General features: G+C 64.2%; 16 protein-coding genes. 3 read left to right on the top strand and 13 right to left on the bottom strand.

The genetic code is table 11. The features are described from left to right. Positions 1–104: 104 nt before the first annotated feature. Complete coding sequence (locus tag J4F42_18545; protein MCE2487519.1) at positions 105–521, bottom strand: GNAT family N-acetyltransferase; 417 nt, start codon at positions 519–521, stop codon at positions 105–107. Between the two features lie 151 nt (positions 522–672). Next, entirely contained in the window at positions 673–1,539 is an 867-nt protein-coding gene (locus J4F42_18540; protein ID MCE2487518.1) for an NAD(P)-dependent oxidoreductase, read from the bottom strand. Between the two features lie 184 nt (positions 1,540–1,723). Here J4F42_18540 and J4F42_18535 point away from each other — a divergent pair, with 184 nt between their 5' ends. Both J4F42_18535 and J4F42_18530 read left to right on the top strand, forming a co-directional pair. Next, positions 1,724–2,731, top strand: coding sequence for an LLM class flavin-dependent oxidoreductase (locus tag J4F42_18535; protein MCE2487517.1), 1,008 nt, complete (start codon positions 1,724–1,726; stop codon positions 2,729–2,731). A 69-nt stretch (positions 2,732–2,800) separates the two neighbouring features. Further along, positions 2,801–4,147 carry an MATE family efflux transporter gene (locus J4F42_18530; GenBank protein MCE2487516.1) on the top strand — a complete coding sequence of 449 codons (1,347 nt, stop codon included), beginning with the start codon at positions 2,801–2,803 and terminating at the stop codon, positions 4,145–4,147. 33 nt (positions 4,148–4,180) lie between these two features. Here J4F42_18530 and J4F42_18525 read toward each other — a convergent pair whose 3' ends face one another. The 6 genes from J4F42_18525 to J4F42_18500 are packed head-to-tail and all read right to left on the bottom strand — an operon-like array spanning position 4,181 to position 9,795. Continuing rightward, complete coding sequence (locus J4F42_18525) at positions 4,181–5,164, bottom strand: LLM class flavin-dependent oxidoreductase (protein ID MCE2487515.1); 984 nt, start codon at positions 5,162–5,164, stop codon at positions 4,181–4,183. A gap of 13 nt (positions 5,165–5,177) precedes the next feature. Continuing rightward, positions 5,178–5,831 carry a nitroreductase family protein gene (locus tag J4F42_18520; protein ID MCE2487514.1) on the bottom strand — a complete coding sequence of 218 codons (654 nt, stop codon included), beginning with the start codon at positions 5,829–5,831 and terminating at the stop codon, positions 5,178–5,180. Positions 5,832–5,878: 47 nt separating this feature from the next. Further along, entirely contained in the window at positions 5,879–7,024 is a 1,146-nt protein-coding gene (locus J4F42_18515) for an acyl-CoA dehydrogenase family protein (GenBank protein ID MCE2487513.1), read from the bottom strand. Positions 7,025–7,065: 41 nt separating this feature from the next. Beyond that, entirely contained in the window at positions 7,066–7,860 is a 795-nt protein-coding gene (locus tag J4F42_18510; protein ID MCE2487512.1) for an enoyl-CoA hydratase/isomerase family protein, read from the bottom strand. A gap of 11 nt (positions 7,861–7,871) precedes the next feature. Further along, complete coding sequence (locus J4F42_18505; protein ID MCE2487511.1) at positions 7,872–8,744, bottom strand: haloalkane dehalogenase; 873 nt, start codon at positions 8,742–8,744, stop codon at positions 7,872–7,874. Between the two features lie 16 nt (positions 8,745–8,760). Beyond that, on the bottom strand, positions 8,761–9,795 hold the full coding sequence (locus tag J4F42_18500) for an LLM class F420-dependent oxidoreductase (protein ID MCE2487510.1): 1,035 nt from the start codon (positions 9,793–9,795) through the stop codon (positions 8,761–8,763). 145 nt (positions 9,796–9,940) lie between these two features. On the opposite strand from J4F42_18500, the gene J4F42_18495 reads away from it, so the two are divergent. Next, positions 9,941–10,351: a hypothetical protein gene (locus tag J4F42_18495; GenBank protein MCE2487509.1), complete on the top strand. Its 411-nt coding sequence runs from the start codon at positions 9,941–9,943 to the stop codon at positions 10,349–10,351. A 68-nt stretch (positions 10,352–10,419) separates the two neighbouring features. Here J4F42_18495 and J4F42_18490 read toward each other — a convergent pair whose 3' ends face one another. The 5 genes from J4F42_18490 to J4F42_18470 form a co-directional block, all read right to left on the bottom strand. Continuing rightward, positions 10,420–10,797: a DUF5615 family PIN-like protein gene (locus J4F42_18490; GenBank protein MCE2487508.1), complete on the bottom strand. Its 378-nt coding sequence runs from the start codon at positions 10,795–10,797 to the stop codon at positions 10,420–10,422. Positions 10,798–10,803: 6 nt separating this feature from the next. Next, on the bottom strand, positions 10,804–11,406 hold the full coding sequence (locus tag J4F42_18485) for a DUF433 domain-containing protein (GenBank protein ID MCE2487507.1): 603 nt from the start codon (positions 11,404–11,406) through the stop codon (positions 10,804–10,806). A gap of 59 nt (positions 11,407–11,465) precedes the next feature. After that, positions 11,466–12,095: a cytidylate kinase-like family protein gene (locus tag J4F42_18480; GenBank protein MCE2487506.1), complete on the bottom strand. Its 630-nt coding sequence runs from the start codon at positions 12,093–12,095 to the stop codon at positions 11,466–11,468. Between the two features lie 286 nt (positions 12,096–12,381). After that, complete coding sequence (locus J4F42_18475; protein ID MCE2487505.1) at positions 12,382–12,816, bottom strand: GFA family protein; 435 nt, start codon at positions 12,814–12,816, stop codon at positions 12,382–12,384. Between the two features lie 169 nt (positions 12,817–12,985). After that, positions 12,986–13,375, bottom strand: a 390-nt coding sequence (locus J4F42_18470; protein MCE2487504.1) for a mycofactocin system GMC family oxidoreductase MftG, incomplete at its 5' end; no start/stop codon positions are given.

The raw sequence follows: 13,375 nt of genomic DNA, 5'->3' as shown, positions 1-13,375 counted from the left end.
GCATCCTGTGGTCCTCCGCCCTCGGCTGCTATCACACGACCGCTCCAATGGCTACAACCTATCGTGAACCACTCTAGAGATCTATAAAAGATATCTTTTGGTATCTACCTGTCCGACGGAATCAGCGAGAACATCACGGCGTCGTGTACTCGGTCGCGGATCAGTATGCGGTTCCTCAGCACGCCCTCGCGGGTCGCCCCCAGCTTTTCCGCCACGCGCTGGCTGGCCGTGTTTGCCGTGGCTATGACGATTTCGATCCGAATCAGACCGAGTTCGCGGAAACCAAAGGCTGCAACATAACGGGCGGCGGCGGTCGCCATCCCTCGACGGGTACGGCTGGTGCGCACCCAGTAGCCGAGATTGGCGAATCGGTTGGCTCGATTCAGGGCATTGATGCCGCAGCCTCCGAGCAGCCTCCCGCGTGCCGTGTCGATCATGGCAAAGTCATACTCCGCGCCTTGCGCCCGCGCCTCGGCGCGCGTCTCAATCCAGCCACGGCTCTCTTCCATGGCGTCAGCCACGGCGCGACCTCGTTGATGGATTCGCGCACAGCCTCATACAGGAGCGGCACGTCGTCAGGCTGATAGGGGCGGATCAGGACCGATGAACCATCGTCGAGTGGCAGCTCGTGTTGCATGGAAATTCTCCTGCCGGGCAATAGCGTGAAAGGACTCAGCTCGCGGAGTTTTTCTCCGAAACCGTGCCTGCCAGGACCTGGCTTGCGGCGTCTTCAACAGAGGGCGGGCTGGCCGCATCTTTATAGCCGCTCATGCGTCGGTAGACCTCGGCCGCGGCGCGGTGAAAACCGTCCGGCAGACCGGCGGCCGCAAAGGTGTCGGCAATCTCTTCCATCTCGCCGCTGAAACGCCAGGCTTTTCTGGCGTTGGCCCGCACCGCGCCGGCCGAGCGGTCGGGCAGCCCGGCCTGTGACAGATCCCACTCACGGAGCAGCGCCGCGTCAACGCCCTCGTGCATGGCCAGGGTCCGAATCGCAATCAGCAGGGCGGCCGAGCCTTTGGTGTAGGCCGCATACGTCATCTTGAGGGCCGAGGCCGCACCCGGCGGACCGTCGAGGACACACGCCTCAAGCGGGCCGTGGTGAAAACAGGCCGCCACCCGCGCGGCCTCGGCGCCGGACAGATACAGCCGGGTCGTGCCCGGCTTCAGGGCCGGTGGGCCGATGATGCCGCCGTCAACAAAGCCCGCCCCCCCGGCCTCGACAATCTGCCGCACGTCGCGGCTGGTGGCCGGAGACACGGCGTTGGCGTCAACATACACGCCCGAAAAACGCTGCCCGGCTACGGCACGGGCCAGCTCGGTCGCGGCGTGGGGCGGGCACACGCTGAGGATGATATGGCTGTGTTTAACCACGGCGGGCAGGGAGCCCATGTCGGTCAAGCCCGCCTCCTCGGCCCGGCCGTGGGTCTGGGGACCCCGCCCGTCTGAGGCCCACACGACCTGCACCTCGTTCAGCCGGGCGGCCGCTCCAACCGTTGCTCCCATTTCTCCGGGGTGGAGAAGACCAATCGTGTGTGGCATGTCAACTCCTTGTCATCATTTTCTCACCGTGTTTGTTGGTGTAACAGCCGGGGCTGAGAAAGGGGAGGGGGGAGGCGTCGTCGGGGTCGTGCCGGGGCCGAAAATCGGGCCGGCGTTTCTCATTGACACATCCGAGAGCCACACGTAGCCTGCGGAGGAGATTGCTTCGAGGAGAGGGGTGCTGATGCGATTAGGGTTTTGGCCGTCGGTGTATGGCAATTGGATTATTTCGACCCGCCCGGAAACCTGTGACGCCTCGTTTGCCTCGACCAAGCGCGCGACGCTGTTGGCCGAGCGGCTCGGCTTCGAGACTTTGCTGATCGCCGAGCACTTCATGAATCCGGTCGAGCCCGGACTCGACCAGCTCGATGCCTGGTCAACGGCCAGTGCGTTAGCGGCCGTCACCGACAAAATTGAGATTATCACCGCGGTCAAGCCCGGTTTTCGGGCGCCCGGCGTCATCGCCAAGATGGCCAGCAATATCGACCATATCAGCCAGGGACGGATTGCCATCAATCTGGTTTCGGCCTGGTGGCTGACCGAGTTCGAAATGCTCGGTGCGCCCATCCTGCCCCACGACGAGCGCTATGCCCGCTCCGAAGAGTTTCTGACCATCATCAAGGGCAGCTGGACGCAGGAGCGCTACAGCTTTGCCGGACAATACTACCAGGTGAAGGAGACCAGCTTGGCTCCCAAGCCCGTCCAACAGCCGCATCCGCCCATCTATGTCGGCGGTGAATCAGAGCCCGGCCGTCGGCTGGGGGCGAAAATGGCCGACATTTTTCTGATCAACGGCCGGCCGCTCGAACACATCGCGGACATCATCGGCCACGTTCGAGGGCTGGCCGCGGAATACGGCCGACAGCCCCGTTTCGGCATGTCGGCGTTTGTGATTTGTCGTGACACCGAGCGCGAAGCCCGGGCCGAATTTGAGCGTCTGGTCGCGCTGCGGCAGGACAAACTGAGCGGCTACGACAAAGATGTCGTGATGATCAAAACGGGCTCGTACGAAACCAAGGCCCTGGGCACGAACGGCGGGACTGCGGCGGGACTGATCGGCACGCCGGCTCAGATCGCCGAGCGTATGCGCGCCTTTGAAGCCGTTGGGGTGGAAACGTTTCTGTTGCAGTTCCACCCGCTGATTGAGGAGTTGGAGCGCTTCGGTCAGGACGTCATGCCACTGCTGTCCTAGGCTCCGTGCGACCCCTCTCTCAGGCGACGTGGTAGGCAGAAAGCCGCACGTCCAACCGAAAGCCGCCCCTTGGACGCCGATTCTTCTCCCACCCGGTCTGTCTCGTCCCTGCGCCGCATCCTCAGCCTGGCCCTGCCCATCATGGGCGGCATGGTGTCGCAGAACATCATGAATCTGGTCGATACGGCCATGGTCGGCTCCCTGGGCGATGAGGCGCTGGCCGCAGTCGGGCTGGCCGGGTTTACCACCTTCACCTGCGGCGCGTTTATCATCGGTCTCTCAACCGGTGTGCAGGCCACCTCGGCGCGCTGGCTGGGGGCCGGGCGTCGAGGCGAGATTGCCGTGCCCCTGAACGGCGGCCTGGTGCTGGTGCTGGTGCTGGCGATTCCGCTGTCGGTGTGGCTTATCTTTGCCGCCCCGAGCTTCTTTCCGCTCCTCAGCCAGGATGCCGCAGTCGCCAGTCAGGGTACCCACTACCTGCAGGCCCGGCTGGTCGGCCTGACCGCGATGGGCACGAATTTTGTGTTTCGCGGTTACTGGAACGCAGTCAATCTGTCGGCGATTTATATGCGCACGATCATTCTGATGAACGTGATCAACATTTTTCTGAACTGGGTATTGATATTCGGCAACCTGGGGGCACCGGCGCTGGGCGTGCTGGGGGCCGGGATCGGGACCACAGCCGCGCTGTCGGTCGGCTCGCTGGCCTATCTGCTGACCGCCTACCGGCGTGCCCGGGGCGGCGGCTTTCTGGTCCGGCGGCCGGACCGGGCAACCCTGTGGACGCTGATCCGCCTGTCGGTTCCGGCCGGCGTCCAGCACGTCTTCTTTGCCCTGGGTATGACCCTGTTCTTCTGGATTCTGGGGACGATCGGCACGGCCGAGCTGGCGGCCGGCCACGTGTTGTCGAATCTGCTGCTGTTTTGGATGCTGCTGACCAACGGTTTTGGCCTGGCGGCGGCCTCGCTGGTCGGCCAGGCGCTGGGGGCCGGGGCGGTAGATGAGGCGCGGGCCTGGGCCTGGCAGGTGGTCCGTCTGGCCATGGTGTGTGTGGGGCTGCTGGCGCTGCCTGCGGTCGTGATCCCGGATGTGTTTCTGAGCCTCTTTTTGCGCGATCCGACGACCCTCGACCTGGCCCGCCTGCCGCTCCAGCTGACCGCCGCCACCATGGCGCTGGAGGTCATCGGCATGGTGCTGATGAGCGCCCACTACGGGGCCGGCCACAGCCGACGGGTGATGGTGATTTCCCTGGCCCTGCAGTGGTGTTTCTTTCTGCCCCTGGCGTTCGTGCTCAGCGCGGCGTTTGGTCTGGGGCTGCTGGCGATCTGGAATCTGAATATCGTCTATCGTTTGATCCAGTCGGCGGTGTTCGTGTGGAGCTGGAAGACCGGGAGCTGGGCCCAGGTGCGGATCTGAAACGGTCCGGTCTTTCTCTACTCTGCGAAGGCCTCAATCAGTGTGCTCGGCCGTGGTGCCGGTATTCGGCACGGCAACGATGACGGTGTCGAGCAGGCCCTCGCGTTCGTTGATCTTGGCCCGGACCCGGTCAACCGGCCCGACCGCGCAAAAGGCGTCCACCATGTCCCTGGGGATCAGCTCAATCGCGTCCATGCGCTGGGGGGTACGCTGGGTGGCGCGCACCGCCGCCACGGTTTCGGCAAAGCCGTGGGCGGCGAAAATATCGTCGTAGATCATCGCCCAGATGCTGAACAGCATGGCGCCCGCCCCGACCCGGTAGGCGGTCGCCAGATCGTCGTCAAGCACGGCAAAGCACTGGCCCAGGACTTCGACATCCGAGCGCTGGCGGCCGGCCTTGCGCAGGCCCGCGGCCAGGTTGGGCAGGATATTGTCGCCGACGTGTTTGGCCGAGAACATCGGGTTGCCGACCAGGCCGTCGGCGACCTCGCCGGTCAGGGCGGCCATGCGGGGCTTGACCGCCGCCACATAGATCGGTAGGCGCGGACGCGGCTGGGGAGTCGAACGACCAAAAAAGCTGCGCGCCTTGATCTGGTAGAATCTGCCCTCGTATTCGATGCCGCCGCCGCCCCGCTGGGCCGCGTCCATGACCAGACGCACGACCTCGATATACTCCCGCATCTGGCTGACGGGCTTGCCCGCGTCGTGACCCGCATACCAGTTGTTGTTGCGGTTGGGGTGGGCCACGCCCAGACCCAGGATGAAGCGGCCGTGGCTGAAATAGTCCAGGTCAAGCGCCTCAAAGGCCAGCATGACCGGGCTGTGGGTAAAGGCCAGGACCACCCCGGCGCCGAGTGTGATGCGCTCGACGGCCGGCGCCACCGCAGCCAGCGGAATCAGCGCCGAGTTGGTCAGCTCGCCCTGCCAGGCCGAGTCGAAGCCGGCCTGCTCAAGCTTGCGCGCCCACTCGATCATGATGGCGGGGGTGTCGTAGGGCAGGAACATGGCGTGTTTCACGGCGGGCTCCCGTTTACGACGGCTGGTGCTGACCCCAGGTGTCGAAGTGGGTCACCTCGGGGGCGGGTCGGCGCTTGACCGGGCCGAACTTGCCGCTGGGGAAGCCGATCGGAATCGTGGCCACCACGCCGTAGTCGTCGGGAATGCCGACCCGTTCGTGCAGCTCATCCTCAAACATCTGGTGCATGGTCGTCAGGCTGGCGCCCAGCCCCAGGGCCCGACAGGCTAACAGAATGTTCTGGACGCAGGGATAGATCGAGCCGTACGAGGGCGGGGCGTGGCCGACCCGCTTGTCCTTGGGTACGGCGAACGGCCAGTCGCGTTTGCCGCACACCAGCAGCACGACCGGCGCCTCGTGCATATGCTCGGCCAGATGCAGGGCTGCGCGCACCGAGCGCGCGAACGGGGAGGGGTCGTTGGGGTCGGGTCTCATATTGTCGCCGAAGCGGTCGAGAATGGCTTTGTGATAGCGTTCCTGGAAGAACTTTTTTGTGTCCGGGTCTTGCAGCACGACAAACGCCCAGCCCTGGATGTTCTGGCCGCTCGGGGCCTGGGTGCCGGCTTCCAGGATTTTGCGGATCGTTTCCAGGGGAACCGGATCGGGTTTGAGGCGACGCATCGCCCGCATGCTATACATAGTCTCAAAAACGCCCATTTCGTCAGCCATGGTGTGGTGCTCCTCTCCAAAGGTTTGCAGGTGGATTCACAGACGCTTTACACGCCCTTCAACAAATGCCGGGCGATGACCACGCGCTGAATCTGCGAGGTGCCCTCGTAGATCTGGAGCAGCTTGGCGTCGCGCATCAGCTTCTCAACCGGATACTCGCCCAGGTAGCCGTAGCCGCCAAAGATCTGGACCGCGTTGGTGGTGATTTGCATCGTCCGATCGGCGCCAAAGGCTTTGGCGTAGCTCGACACAATCGACGCCTGGGCGCCCTGGTCCAGCATCCAGGCCGCCTTGTAGGTCAGCAGCCGCATGGCCTCAAGTTCAATCGCCATGTCGGCCAGCATGAACTGAATGGCCTGAAAATTGGCAATCGTCTGGCCAAATGCCTCGCGCTGCTGGGCATATTTCAGCGACTCGTCCAGGGCCCGCTGGGAGATGCCGATGGCAAACGCGCCGACCTCGGGACGGCTGTGATCAAAGGTCCGCATGGCCACCTTGAAGCCCGCCCCCTCTGCGCCGACCAGCCCGGCCCGCGGCACGCGTGCCTCCTCAAACACAATCTCGGCCGTGTCCGAGGCGCGCTGGCCCATTTTGTTGTGCATCCGGTTGGCGGTGATGCCGGGCGTATCCGACGGCAGCACGAAACACGAAATCCCGCCGTGTCGGTCGTCCCTGTCCTGGGTCGCAAAGACCACATACCAGTCGGCAATCGTGCCGTTGGTGATGAAGTGCTTGGTGCCGTTGAGGACGAACTCGTCGCCGACTTTGCGATAGCTGGTCGTAATGCCGGCGGCGTCGGAACCGGCCCCGGGCTCGGTCAGGGCAAAGGCACCAAAGCTCGGCTCTGCGGCCAGCTGGCCCAGATAGCGCTGTTTCTGGGCCTCGTCTCCGGCAATCAGCAGCGGCAGGGCGGCCAGGTTGTTGGCCACCATATTGAGGGCGATGCCGGCACAACCATAGATCATCTCTTCGTCGATCAGGCAGGTGTCCATCACCCCCAGACCCAGGCCACCGTATGTGGTTGGGACCTGGGGGTTGAGAAAGCCGAGTTCCCAGGCCTTGTGGCAGATGTCGAGCGGCAGCTCCTCTTTCTTGTCGTACTCGGCGGCAACGGGAATGATTTCTTCCACCGCAAAACGATGCACCGTATCCTTGAGTTGGCGCTGTTCCGGGCTGAGATCGAAACTGTACACAGGCACGCTCCTTATCGGCCGCCGAACTATCGGCCGCTGAACTATCGGCCGCTGAATTTGGGCTCCCGTTTTTCCAAAAAGGCGCTGATCCCCTCGTCCCCGTCGGCCGTATGCGCCCGGGCGGCGATGGCCTGGGCTTCCAGCTCCATCTGGGTTTCAAGCGTCTCGGTCCAGCCGGTGTGCAGCAGCCGTTTGGCCGCGCCGAACGCGCCGGTCGCCCCGCTGGCCAGCGAGGCGGCCAGCTCCCTGGCGCGGTCCATCAGCTCGGCGTCGGGTACGACCTGATTGACGATGCCCCACTCGTGGGCCTCCTGGGCCGACAGCATCCGGTTGGTCAGGACGAGCTCGGTGGCCCGTTTCATGCCGACCGCCCGCGACAGGAAATAAGTCGAAGAGCCGTCGGGTGTCAGGCCGGCCCGGGTGTAGGCCATGGTGAACCGGGACGATTCGGCGGCCAGGACCAGGTCGCAGGCGCAGGCCATGCTCATGCCCGCGCCGGCCGCCACCCCGTTGATGACGCCGATCAGCGGCGGGTCCATGCGCAGAAAGCGCGACACCGCGCTGTGCAGATAGATGGTGACCTCTTTCAGGTGGGCGGCCAGGGGCGCTCCGCGTCCGTGAGCGGCAAAGCTCTTGAGATCCCCGCCGGCACAGAACATGCGACCCGTGCCGGTCAGCAGCACGGCCCGAATAGCGCTGTCTTCGCTGCACTGGATGGCGGCCTGCATGAGTTCTCTGGACATGTCGATGTTGAGCGCGTTGGCGTTATCGGGACGCTTGAGCGTAATCGTGGCAATCTGATCGTCAACCTCAAAACCTATGGTCGTGTAGTCCATCCGGTCCTCCCTCAGGCCAGCAGCTCGGCAACCGCCCGGCCGATCTCACGCGGTGAGTCTTCCTGCACAAAATGGGTGCCCTTGACCGTGACTTCTTTCTGGTTCGGCCAGCTGCGGCAGAACTCGCGCTGCGGGCCGGTCAGGATGACGCCCGGGTCGGCGTTGACGAACAGCTTGGGGATGGGGCTCGTTGACAGCCAGGCGCCGTAGGCCTCGACAATCCGGGTCACATCGGCCGGCTCGCCCTCGATCGGGATCTGACGCGGCCAGGTCAGGGTCGGCCGCCGCGACTCGCCCGGCTCCAGGTAGGGGCGTCGGTAGACCGTCATTTCCTCGTCGCCCAGCCCCCGGATCACGCTGGCCGGCAGGATGCGCTCCACAAAGACGTTTTTTTGCAGCACCATGTCTTCGCCGGCCGGCGAGCGCATGGCCTGAAAGATATTGCGCGCGGTTTCCGGCCAGCTCGCCCAGGTCAGGGGTTGGACAATCGCCTCCATATAGGCCAGGGCCTTGATGCGATCGGGATGCCGGTGGGCCCAGGAGAACCCCAGGGCCGAGCCCCAGTCGTGGACGACCAGCGTCACACTCTGTGTCAGATCAAGAGCCTCAAACCAGGCGTCCAGATAGCGGGCGTGGTCCACAAAGCGGTAGGAACCGGCCGGATTCTTGCCCGAATCGCCCATACCGATCAGGTCCGGGGCCAGACACCGGTGGGCGGCGGCTACGGGCGGAATGACGTTCCGCCACAGGTAGGACGAGGTCGGGTTGCCGTGCAGGAAGACGACCGGATCGCCGCTGCCGATATCGACATAGGCCATGTCGCTGTCCAGCACGGCGACGCGTTTGCGCTCGTAGGGGTCTTGGGCCGAAATGCTTTCGCTCATAGGGCTGCTCCTTGCGTCAGGGGTGTGTCTTGGCAATGTCCGCCATCAGGTGGTAGGCCTCGGGCTGCTGCGAGGACACCAGCATGGTCGTCACCCCGGCGTCTTCCCAGGCTTTGAAGCGCTGCCGAATCCGCGCCTCCGGGCCGCACAGCGACAGCTCGTCGCACAGTTCGTCCGGCACCGCGTCCGTGGCCTCGGCTTTGTGGCCGGCCAGGTACAGCTCCTGAATGCGCGCCGCAGCGTCGCCGTAGCCGTACTTGGTCACCATCTCGTTGTGGAAGTTCTTGTTGCGGGCGCCCATGCCGCCGACGTATAGGGCCAGGGTCGGTTTGATCTTGGCCAGACAGGCTTTGACATCGTCGCCGATAATCACCGTACAGCCGGCCGCGATATCCCAGTCTTTCCACGATTTGCCGCTGCCGGCGCGCCGGAAGCCGTCCTCAATGCCCTCGCTGTACATGCCCACGCGCTGGGGCGAGAACCAGATCGGCAGCCAGCCGTCGGCCACCTCGGCCGTCAGCCGCACGCTGCGCGGCTGCATGGTGGCCAGATAGACCGGCAGCTGGCGGGTGTGCAGGATGGATTTCAGCGGTTTGCCCAGGCCGGTCGCCCCCGGTCCCTGATAGGGCAGCTGATAGGCTTTGCCGTCCAGGCTGACCGGCTCCTCCCGGGCCCAGATCTTGCGCAGAATCTCGACATACTCGCGCAGCCGGGCCACCGGCTTGTCGTACGGCATGCCGTGCCAGCCCTCGATGACCTGCGGTCCCGACAGCCCCAGGCCGACCAGGACCCGGCCCTCGGACAGGGCGTCGAGCGTTGACATGGTCATCGCACACATGGCCGGGGTGCGTCCGGCCAGCTGCATGATGCCGGTGCCGAGCTTCAGCCGCGTCGTCTTGGCCGCCAGGTAGGCCAGCGGGGTAACCGCGTCAGAGCCGTAGGCTTCGGCGCTCCACACCGAGTCATAGCCGAGCCGCTCGGTCTCAAGAATATGGTCCATCGGCAGCCGAACCTGTCCGCCCGAATAGCCGATCCCGATGCCCAGTTTCATACCCACCCCCTTGGTGTACGTCGGTTTCTGGGCCTACCGCTATCGGTGGGCTGGCGGGGAGTCAAGCCGGGGGGGGATCCGGGCCGGATTTTCGGGTGCGGCTTTCGATTGACACCAGACCCTGCAATGGCCGAAAATGGAGCCTATGAACGAATCAATCAATACCAAACAGCTGCGGTCTCGCTTGGGCAGCTATCTGACCCAGGTCGAGCAAGGTCTCACCCTGGTTGTGACTCGGCAAGGACAGGCCATTGCCGAGCTGCGGCCCTACGGGGGAGCCCAGGAGCAAAACGGCCACGCCGAACCGGCCGCCGCGCTCCCGGCCGACCCGCCATCCCCACCGCCAGGCATGAGCGCGCTGGGTCTGACCGCCTATCAGTATGAGCTGGGGTACGCGGGAGAACCCGCCCCGGACGAATCCGCGGCGGATCAGGCCGAGCAAAATGGCTACGCCGATCCGCTTGAGGCGGCCAGCGCCGACCCGCTACCCCCCTCGCCGCCGGTCAAGCGTCGCCGGTCCCGCAAGCCAAAGGCCGCCAAACGGGCAAGGACATGATGGACGGTCGGCTTACGGATGCCGAACAGGGCCTCGGCAGGCTCGAAGCATCCCTGCCACTTCGCGACTCACGCTGGTAAGGGATAGAAACGAATAGCTCCGTCCGCATCAATTTCGAGGACGTGGTTCAGCATGGCATCCATGGCGTTTCCCCGCGCTTCAAGATAGGCAAACGCTGCTCTGAGAAGCGCAAAAGACTGCTCTCGGCCGACACAGGGCAGGATAATCAGGCCGGGGTGAATGTCTGCGGTTCGTACGAGCGCACGAAAATCGCGCGCATTCTGGGTAACAATCACGAGTTCACGGGCAATGCAGCGTTGCAGCACCCGGTGGTCGGGGTCTCCCCGACCGCCAAAATCCAAGGGGTGTTCGGCAAGATGTTCGCCGCTCGCATTCAGTGCCCGGGCTATGTGGGGGGACAGGCATTCGTCGATGAACAGCCGCATGCGGTATCACGGGCTTTGTCGCGCCGCGTTGCGCCACGGCCGACCGCCCGGTCGGCCCCTCAATGGATGTGCCCGTGCGAAAATCGCCGCTGCCTCGAACGCATCGCGTGGGATGTCAGGATTATCGGCGATGAGATCGGCGACGCTGTCGCCGTTTTGCAGGCGCCCCAGCACTGCATAGACGCTTATCCGGGTGCCGCGTATCACCGGCGTGCCACCGAGGATGTCCGTATCGGACACGATGTGGGCGTCCCGCGATTCCTTGTAGCGCACGGCCGTCTCAAAAACCTCGCCGGCCAGTTCGTCCACATGCAGGACGGTGCCCGGCGAAAATTCGACTGGCTCGAGTGCCATGGGAGCGAGACGGACAAGTCGCATCCACAGCGCCTTTTTGTGACGCACGGGCAAATCCACAAGATTGGCCGACTTTAAGGCGGCGAAATAGGCTACCGCCTGTAACGGCACATAGCGCGTCGAGCCGCCACGCAGACGTGCGGGGCGGCTCAGCGTTTGCATCACCTTCGCCTCCACCGCCTTCTCTACGGTTGTTTTGGTGACGCCGGCCAGTTCGGCCGCTTCGCGCAGGGTGAGATCAGACGATAGTGTCATAATTCGCTCCTGTTCTGGAACGAATATAAGACAGGGCCGTGCTGGCCGCAAGCTACACGCTACAGCCGGTGCTCCAGCGCCCACAGGATCAGCTCGGTGACTCCGTCTTCGCCCCATTCGTCGGAGTCGAGCTGCAGATGGTAGCCCTGGGGGTCGCGCCATTCGGTCTGGTAGCAGCTGTGCACATACTCGGTCCGCAGCTTATCCATGCCGGCAATCCGCCGCTCGGCCTCCGGGTGGGTCAGTTTTTCGACCTCCATGGCCCGCTTGATACGCGCCTCCATGGGGGCGAACACAAAGACGTGCAAGGTATTCGGCCGCTCGGCCAGAATATAGTTGCCGGCCCGCCCGACAATGATCGCGTTACCCTGGGTGGCCACATCCTCGATCAGCCTGCGGGTCAGCCGGGCCAGCTGTGTATCGCTCAGGCGCAGCGGAGGAGGAATGTTATAGGCGGTCTCGAAGCCACCCACGCCAAAAAAGCCGACCGCCCGCTCGATGAACGAGCCGACCCGCTCGTCTTTGTTTTCCACATAGCCTTCGGCAACGTGTTGCTGCGAGGCAATCGCCCGCACGATCTCTTTATCCCAGACTGACCAGCCCAGCCGCTGACCGAGTGCACGGGCGATGAGACTGCCGCCGCTCCCGTACTGGTGCGACAGGGTGAGCATCGGCGCTGTCGTGGTCATGGTGTGTTCCTTTCGTGTGTCATCCGCCGCGCTGAAGCTTCGGGGGCTGTTGACTCTCGCTAGCAAGCAAACACGCCCAGCGCAAGTAGAGATGGCCGGCGAGCGCGTCCCTGTGTATCCCGCGCCTGCGGTCTGATTGACACGATCCATACCGGCGGGGGAGACGCCGCACTGCCTGAGGTCCTGAACAGCCCGTCCAGCCTGCTACCCGAGGGGTGGGCCTCAAGCCAGGTATAGACCGAACCTCGACCGAGCCGTGGGGAGCAGGCTCCAGTCGAGCAATGGGCTAATGGGAGGCGAGCTCTTGGAGTTCTGCCTCGGTTGGCGTGGTCGCAAACTGCGGGAGGGTGGCAGACAGCTCGTCCCACGGCTGGGCACTCGCCGTCCAAATATCGGCCACCAATTCGAGCTGGCTCGGGTCGTCCAGGCTGGCCGCGCTGATGCCTCGGATAGCAGAGATCAGGTCGGCTCTGGCCGAGATAGGTGATCCACATTCCGGACAGAAACCTCGATAAGTCTGATTTCCACTCGTGCCCGTGCTGACATGCTCTTTCGGAGCGCCCTTGGTGAATCGCACGCTGGAGGCGGAGAAAACCACATTGACGGCACTCCCGCCCCCTGTGGAGCGTTGACACTCCCGACAGTGGCATTTCCACATAAACAGCGGCTCAGCCGCACATTCGTACGCGCAGCCGCCCGTCAACGGAACAGAAACAGCCATAAAAGCACCCTCTCTTCTCGTCTTCTCGGCACGGGCTTATCACCTCGGGAGGGATGACAAAAGAGGGCGGCCGCGTCTCCCTACCCGTCGTCGGGGTTCGTGGCAGCAGCCGTAACAGTTGCCCGGCCGGGACGGTCAACGATGAGGCGGTGGCGGACACCGCTACCCTCTAGGTAATCCACTCGGCCATACGCTCGCCGAGCATGATGGCCGTGGCGTTGGCCGGACGGCGGACCACGTTGGGCTGGATGGAGGTATCGGCCACCCGCAGCCCGTCCACACCGCGCACCCGGCCGAACTGATCGACCACCGCGGTCAGGTCAGCGTCCGGCCCCATTTTGCAGCTGCCCGACATGTGGATCGCGGTCCCCAGCGTCGTATACATCCAGTGATCAAGAGCCTGATCCGTGGCCAGCTGCGCGTCGCTGGGCACCGTCCGCTCCAATACCAGCGGCTTGAACGCGCGGCGGTCCATGAGGCCGATGACCAGCCGAACTCCCTCGCGCATGCGCTGGCGGTCAAACGGGTCGGACAGATAGTGGTAGTGCAGCTCGGGCTG

Source organism: Desulfurellaceae bacterium, from assembly GCA_021296095.1.
In the GTDB taxonomy this organism is placed as follows: Bacteria; Desulfobacterota; Binatia; order Bin18; family Bin18; genus JAAXHF01.
Note: the sequence above shows the minus strand (reverse complement) of the source record. Positions and strands in the feature narration are given on the sequence as shown.

Coding starts and splice junctions, on each gene's coding strand:
- J4F42_18540 (MCE2487518.1), bottom strand. CDS start 1,539: ATGCCACACACGATTGGTCTTCTCCACCCCGGAGAAATGGGAGCAACG.
- J4F42_18535 (MCE2487517.1), top strand. CDS start 1,724: ATGCGATTAGGGTTTTGGCCGTCGGTGTATGGCAATTGGATTATTTCG.
- J4F42_18520 (MCE2487514.1), bottom strand. CDS start 5,831: ATGGCTGACGAAATGGGCGTTTTTGAGACTATGTATAGCATGCGGGCG.
- J4F42_18510 (MCE2487512.1), bottom strand. CDS start 7,860: ATGGACTACACGACCATAGGTTTTGAGGTTGACGATCAGATTGCCACG.
- J4F42_18505 (MCE2487511.1), bottom strand. CDS start 8,744: ATGAGCGAAAGCATTTCGGCCCAAGACCCCTACGAGCGCAAACGCGTC.
- J4F42_18500 (MCE2487510.1), bottom strand. CDS start 9,795: ATGAAACTGGGCATCGGGATCGGCTATTCGGGCGGACAGGTTCGGCTG.
- J4F42_18495 (MCE2487509.1), top strand. CDS start 9,941: ATGAACGAATCAATCAATACCAAACAGCTGCGGTCTCGCTTGGGCAGC.
- J4F42_18490 (MCE2487508.1), bottom strand. CDS start 10,797: ATGCGGCTGTTCATCGACGAATGCCTGTCCCCCCACATAGCCCGGGCA.
- J4F42_18485 (MCE2487507.1), bottom strand. CDS start 11,406: ATGACACTATCGTCTGATCTCACCCTGCGCGAAGCGGCCGAACTGGCC.
- J4F42_18480 (MCE2487506.1), bottom strand. CDS start 12,095: ATGACCACGACAGCGCCGATGCTCACCCTGTCGCACCAGTACGGGAGC.
- J4F42_18475 (MCE2487505.1), bottom strand. CDS start 12,816: ATGGCTGTTTCTGTTCCGTTGACGGGCGGCTGCGCGTACGAATGTGCG.